Source organism: Streptomyces montanus, assembly GCF_005786655.1.
GTDB classification, from domain to species: domain Bacteria; phylum Actinomycetota; class Actinomycetes; order Streptomycetales; family Streptomycetaceae; genus Streptomyces; species Streptomyces sporangiiformans.
On sequence record NZ_VBZC01000136.1, the window covers coordinates 609 to 5,874 of the forward strand.

At 71.2% G+C, this 5,266-nt stretch carries 5 protein-coding genes; all 5 read left to right on the plus strand.

Annotated features, from left to right (window positions below):
• Nucleotides 1–57 precede the first annotated feature (57 nt).
• The gene (locus FE633_RS46585) at nucleotides 58–1,440 is read left to right on the plus strand and encodes an aminotransferase class III-fold pyridoxal phosphate-dependent enzyme (protein WP_138051214.1); all 1,383 of its coding nucleotides are present in this window, start codon (nucleotides 58–60) and stop codon (nucleotides 1,438–1,440) included.
• A gap of 23 nt (nucleotides 1,441–1,463) precedes the next feature.
• On the plus strand, nucleotides 1,464–2,417 hold the full coding sequence (locus tag FE633_RS46590; protein WP_138051215.1) for a succinylglutamate desuccinylase/aspartoacylase family protein: 954 nt from the start codon (nucleotides 1,464–1,466) through the stop codon (nucleotides 2,415–2,417).
• Nucleotides 2,414–3,874 (plus strand): aldehyde dehydrogenase family protein, encoded by a 1,461-nt coding sequence (locus tag FE633_RS46595; RefSeq protein WP_138051216.1) that lies wholly within the window; start codon nucleotides 2,414–2,416, stop codon nucleotides 3,872–3,874. The genes FE633_RS46590 and FE633_RS46595 overlap by 4 nt, the downstream gene beginning before the upstream one ends.
• Nucleotides 3,871–4,809, plus strand: a complete 939-nt coding sequence (locus tag FE633_RS46600) for an aldo/keto reductase (protein WP_138051217.1) — start codon at nucleotides 3,871–3,873, stop codon at nucleotides 4,807–4,809. The genes FE633_RS46595 and FE633_RS46600 overlap by 4 nt, the downstream gene beginning before the upstream one ends.
• Before the next feature lie 56 nt (nucleotides 4,810–4,865).
• The coding region (locus FE633_RS46605) for an HAD family hydrolase (protein WP_484422060.1) at nucleotides 4,866–5,266 on the plus strand (401 nt) is incomplete at its 3' end.

Below are 5,266 nucleotides of genomic sequence, written 5' to 3' on the forward strand. Positions count from 1 at the left end.
ATCCCTGCTGTCCGTCGAGAACACGGTCGGCGTCGCCAACCCCGGAGGTGAGGCCGTATGACCACCGTCGCCGCTCAGCTGACCGCCGCCACCGCTCAGCGGCACCTGCTGCTGAACATGACCGCCAACGGTTCGCTCGGCCCCGAGGGCGAAGACCTCCTCGTCGTCCGGCGAGGGGAGGGCCCGTACGTCGACGACGCGGACGGCAAACGCTACATCGACGGCCTGTCAGGGCTGTACTGCTGCCAGCTCGGCTACTCCTACGGCCCCGAGTTCGCCGAGGCCGCCGAGCGGCAACTGCGGGAGCTGTGCTACAGCCCGCTGTGGACCGGCTCCGCGCACCCGACGGCGATCGAACTCGCCGAGCGGCTGTCCCGGATCGCCCCCGTGGACATCGAGCACACCTTTTTCTCGAGCGGCGGCGCCGAAGCCGTGGAGACCGCCTGGAAGATCGCCCGCCGCTATCACGCTCTGCGAGGCGAGCCGGGCCGCACCAAGGCCATCGCCCGGCGCGGCGCCTACCACGGGCTGACCATCGGCACCCTGTCGCTCACCGACGACCCGGGCCTGACGGAGCCGTACGGCCCGCCGGCGATCGACACCCGGTTCGTGTCCAACACCAACCGCTTCGGCCTCGCCCCCGAGTACGTCGACGACGCCACGTTCACCGGCCGTCTCCTGGCCGAGCTGGAGGGCGCGATCCTGGCCGAGGGCCCGGAGACGATCGCCATGCTGATCGCCGAGCCGGTGCAGAACCGGGGCGGCTGCATCACCCCGCCCAAGGGCTACTGGCAGGGGTTGCGGGTGCTGGCCGACCGGTACGGCTTCCTGCTCGTCGCCGACGAGGTGATCACCGCCTTCGGCCGCCTCGGCGAGTGGTTCGGCGGTGACCGGTACGGCGCCCGCCCGGACATGATCACCGTCGCCAAGGGCATCACCGCCGGATACGCCCCGATGGGCGCCACCCTGGTGAGCACCAAGGTCACCGAGGTCATCAACCGGCCCGGCGCAGTCCTCAACCACGGCTACACCTTCGCCGGGCACCCGCTGAGCGCGGCCATCGCCCTGCGCAACCTGGAGATCATGGAGCGGGACCGGATCCTGGACAACGTCCGCAGTCTCCAGGACGTCCTGGCGAAACGCATGGCGGCCCTCACGGATCTGCCGATCGTCGGCGATGTCCGCGGCAGCGGGTTCTTCTACTCCTGCGAACTCGTCGGCGACCTCGACGGCGGCGGCTTCAGCGACCGCGCCCGGGCCGATGTGATCGTCGACCTGATCCCGCGCCGGCTGCGTGAAGCCGGCCTGCTGGCCCGTGTCTACAACCGTTCCGCGCCGCTGGTCCAGATCGCGCCCCCGCTGATCAGCGACCGCGCTCTGCTCGACCGTATCGCCGCGATCGTCGCCGGCACCCTCGCCGAGGCGTCCGCCCGCATCTGATCCACGTATTGGGAAGGAACCACATGTACTCCATCGGTCCGCTGACCGTCGCCCCCGGCGAGCGCGCCCAGGGCCTCATCCCGGTCGGCACCAGCACCTACGGCGTGGAGCTCGGCATTCCGCTGATCGTCGTCAACGGTGAGCAGGACGGCCCGGTCCTTTGTGTGGACGCGGGCGTACACGGCGACGAGTACGACGGCCAGGAGGCCGTCCGGCGCGTGCTCGCCGAGATCGACCCGGCCACCCTGCGCGGCACCGTCGTCGGCATCCCCTGCCTGAACACCCCCGCCTTCGAGGCGGCCGCCCGCGCCAGCGGCATCGACCACCTCAACCTCAACCGCATCTTCCCCGGCGACGCGGATGGCTCGTACTCCCAGCGGCTGGCCGCCACCTTCGTGGAGAAGGTCATCCCGGCCGTCGACGCCGTGGTCGACCTGCACACCGGCGGCGCCTACGGCGAGATCGCCCCGCTGGTCATCCTGCAGGGCGGCTACGAGGACCTGGCCACCGACCTGGCGCTGGCGGCCGGTCACGAGCTGGTCTGGAAGGGCGGCAAGTGGGGCGGCACGGTCCGCCACCCCGCTCTCGCGGCGGGCAAGCCCGCCATCACCATCGAGGTCGGCGGCGGCACCTACCGCGAGGCCAATGTCGAGACGCACATGAACTCGGTCCGCAACGTCCTGCGCAGCCTCGGCATGACCGACGGCGAGGCGGAGCTGCGGGACACCTACACCACCGTCTCCGGCACCTTCGCCCGCTCCGCCGCCGGCGGCTTCTTCGTCGCCCGCGCCGAGCCGGGCGAGAACTGCAAGGAAGGCGACCTGATCGCCACCATCGTCGACCACTACGGCAACACGCTGGAGGAGGTCAGCGCCCCGCAGGACGGCATCGTGCTCTGGGTCCGCCGGATCCGCACCGTCCGCCCCGGCGACGAGGTCGTCATCTTCGGCGAGGTCCTTGGGGAGATCCGACCATGACCGGCGAACTGCAGCTGACCGAGCTGCTCATCGACGGCAAGCAGGTCCCCGCCGCCGACGGACGCTCCTTCACCGTCCTCGACCCGTCGAACGGCACGGCCATCGCCCAGGTGGCACTGGGCGGCGAGGCGGACGTGGACCAGGCGGTGGCTGCCGCACGCGCGGCCTTCACCTCTCCCGAATGGGCCGGGATGCGCGCCGCCGACCGGGGCCGCATCCTCTACCGGATCGCGGAGGCCATCCGCTACCAGGGCGAACGGCTGGCCCGCCTGGAGAGCCAGGACGTCGGCAAGCCACTGCGCCAGGCCAAGGCCGACGTCGAAGCCGCTGCCCGGTACTTCGAGTTCTACGCGGGCGTCGCCGACAAACTCGGCGGCACCACGATCCCCCTCGGGCCCGGCCTCATCGACTACACCGTCCGCGAGCCGATCGGCGTCTCCGGCCAGATCATCCCCTTCAACTACCCCCTGCAGAACACCGCGAGGGGTTCCGCCCCCGCGCTGGCGGCCGGCTGCACCGTGGTGCTCAAGCCGTCGCCGGAGGCGCCGCTCACCCCGCTGGAGATCGGCAGAATCGCCCTGGAGTGCGGCCTTCCGCCGGGCGTCCTGAACGTCGTCCCCGGTGACGGCGAGACCGGCGCGGCCCTCGCCGGCCACCCGGACATCAACCAGGTCACCTTCACCGGCTCGGTGCCCACCGGCATCAAGGTCGCCCAGGCCGCCGCCGCCAACGTGGTCCCCTCCGTCACGGAACTGGGGGGCAAGTCCCCGGTCGTCGTCTTCGCCGACGCCGACTTCGACCTGGCCCTCGGCGCCGTCGCCGCCTCCGCGTTCGGCAACGCCGGCCAGACCTGCTCGGCCGGCACCCGGCTGCTGCTCCAGCGCGGCGCCGAGGAGTTCCTCGACAAGCTCGCCGCCCACGCCGCCGCACTGCGCGTCGGCCCGGGTCTCACCGACCCGGACGTCGGCCCGCTGGTCGCCGCCAGGCAGCGCGACCGGGTGCTGGGCTACCTGGACCTGGCCCGCGAGGAGGGCGCCGTGGCACGGGCCGGTGGCCGTGCGCCGTCCGACCCGGCCCTGGCCGACGGCTACTACGTCGAGCCGACCGTGCTCACCGGCCTGACCAACGACGCCCGGTGCGCCCGCGAGGAGATCTTCGGCCCCGTCGTCACCGTCATCGAGTTCGACGACGCCGACGAGGCCCTGGACATCGCCAACGACAGCCCTTACGGCCTCGCGTCGTACGTCTGGACGCGCGACATCGACAAGGCGATGCGCCTGGCCGAGGGCATCCGGGCCGGCCAGGTCTACGTCAACGCCACCGGCGTCGGCACCGGCGTCGAACTCCCCTTCGGCGGCTACAAGCACAGCGGCTGGGGCCGGGAGAAGGGCCTCGAAGGTCTGGCGAGCTACCTGCAGACGAAGAACGTCTGCATCGGGTTCGGGAACCGGTCATGAGGTACCGCCCGCTCGGAGAGCGCGGTCCCACCGTCTCGGTGGTCGGGGTGGGCGGGAACAACTTCGGCGCCCGCCTCGACGAGGACGGCACGAAGGCCGTCGTCCACGCCGCCCTCGACGCGGGGATCACCCTGTTCGACACCGCCGACATGTACGGCGGGGTCGGGGAGAGCGCCACCGGGCGCGGTGACGGCGAACGGCTCCTCGGCGCCGCCCTCAAGGGGCGCCGCGACGAAGCCGTGCTGGCCACCAAGTTCGGCATGGAGATGGGCCGGGACGCGGACCTGTACGGTCCGCGCGGGGCACGTGCCTACCTCCGGTACGCGGTGGAGGCGTCACTGCGCCGACTCGGTACCGACCGGATCGATCTGTACCAGTACCACGAGCCGGACGGCGTGACTCCGCTGGAAGAGACCGTCACCGCCCTGCGGGAGCTGGTGGACGAGGGCAAGATCCGGTACATCGGCTGCTCCAACCTCCCGGCCGAGGACCTCACCGACGCCTTCGTCTCCACCCAGGCCCGCTACCACCTGCTCGACCGAGCCGTGGAGCGGGAGCTGATCCCGGCATGCCTGCGCCACGGCGTGGGCCTCCTGCCGTACTACCCGCTGGCCAACGGCCTGCTCAGCGGAAAGTACCGCCGAGGCGAGGAGCCCCCGCCCGGCAGCCGCCTGTCCTGGCGGCAGGGCTGGCTCACCGACGCGGCCCTCGACAAGGCCGAGGCGCTCACCGCGTACGGCGCCGAACGAGGACTCACCCTCCTCCAGGTCGCCGTGGGCGCACTGGCGGCGCTCCCCGCCGTCGGCTCCGTCATCTGCGGCGCCATGACCCCCGAACAGGTCACCGCCAACGCGGCGGCGGCCGACTGGATCCCCGGCCCGGCCGACCTGGCCGCACTCGACGCGATCGTCACCCCCGGCGAACGCGTCGTCTGAAGCCCCCACCCAACCCCTGGAAAACCCTGAAACCCGCGAGACTGAGGCTGAACATCATGCGAGAGATCGTCACCTTCGACGCCTATGCGACCCTGATCAACTTCGAGCTCGGCCCCACGACCCTGAAGGTCCTGGAGGATCGGCTGGATCTGGACAACCTGGATGTCGACGAGTTCCTCGACGACTTCCGCGTCATGCGCTTCCAGGCCGTCCTGGAGGCCTATCGCCCGTACCACGAGATCCTGCACTCCAGCCTGCGCAACGCCATGCGCCTGCACGGCCTGGAGTACCGCGACTCCGACGGTGACGCCCTCGTCGAGGCCGTCCCCACCTTCGGTCCCTTCCCGGAGGTCCCGGACGCGCTGCGCGCCCTGAAGACCAAGTACGAGATCGCGATCATCTCCAACACCGACGACAACCTGATCGCGCGGAACGTCGAGAACATCGGCGTCGAGTT

Bases quoted from the DNA above. Each gene is read 5' to 3' on its own strand.
- FE633_RS46585 (WP_138051214.1), top strand. From the start codon at position 58: ATGACCACCGTCGCCGCTCAGCTGACCGCCGCCACCGCTCAGCGGCAC.
- FE633_RS46590 (WP_138051215.1), top strand. From the start codon at position 1,464: ATGTACTCCATCGGTCCGCTGACCGTCGCCCCCGGCGAGCGCGCCCAG.
- FE633_RS46595 (WP_138051216.1), top strand. From the start codon at position 2,414: ATGACCGGCGAACTGCAGCTGACCGAGCTGCTCATCGACGGCAAGCAG.
- FE633_RS46600 (WP_138051217.1), top strand. From the start codon at position 3,871: ATGAGGTACCGCCCGCTCGGAGAGCGCGGTCCCACCGTCTCGGTGGTC.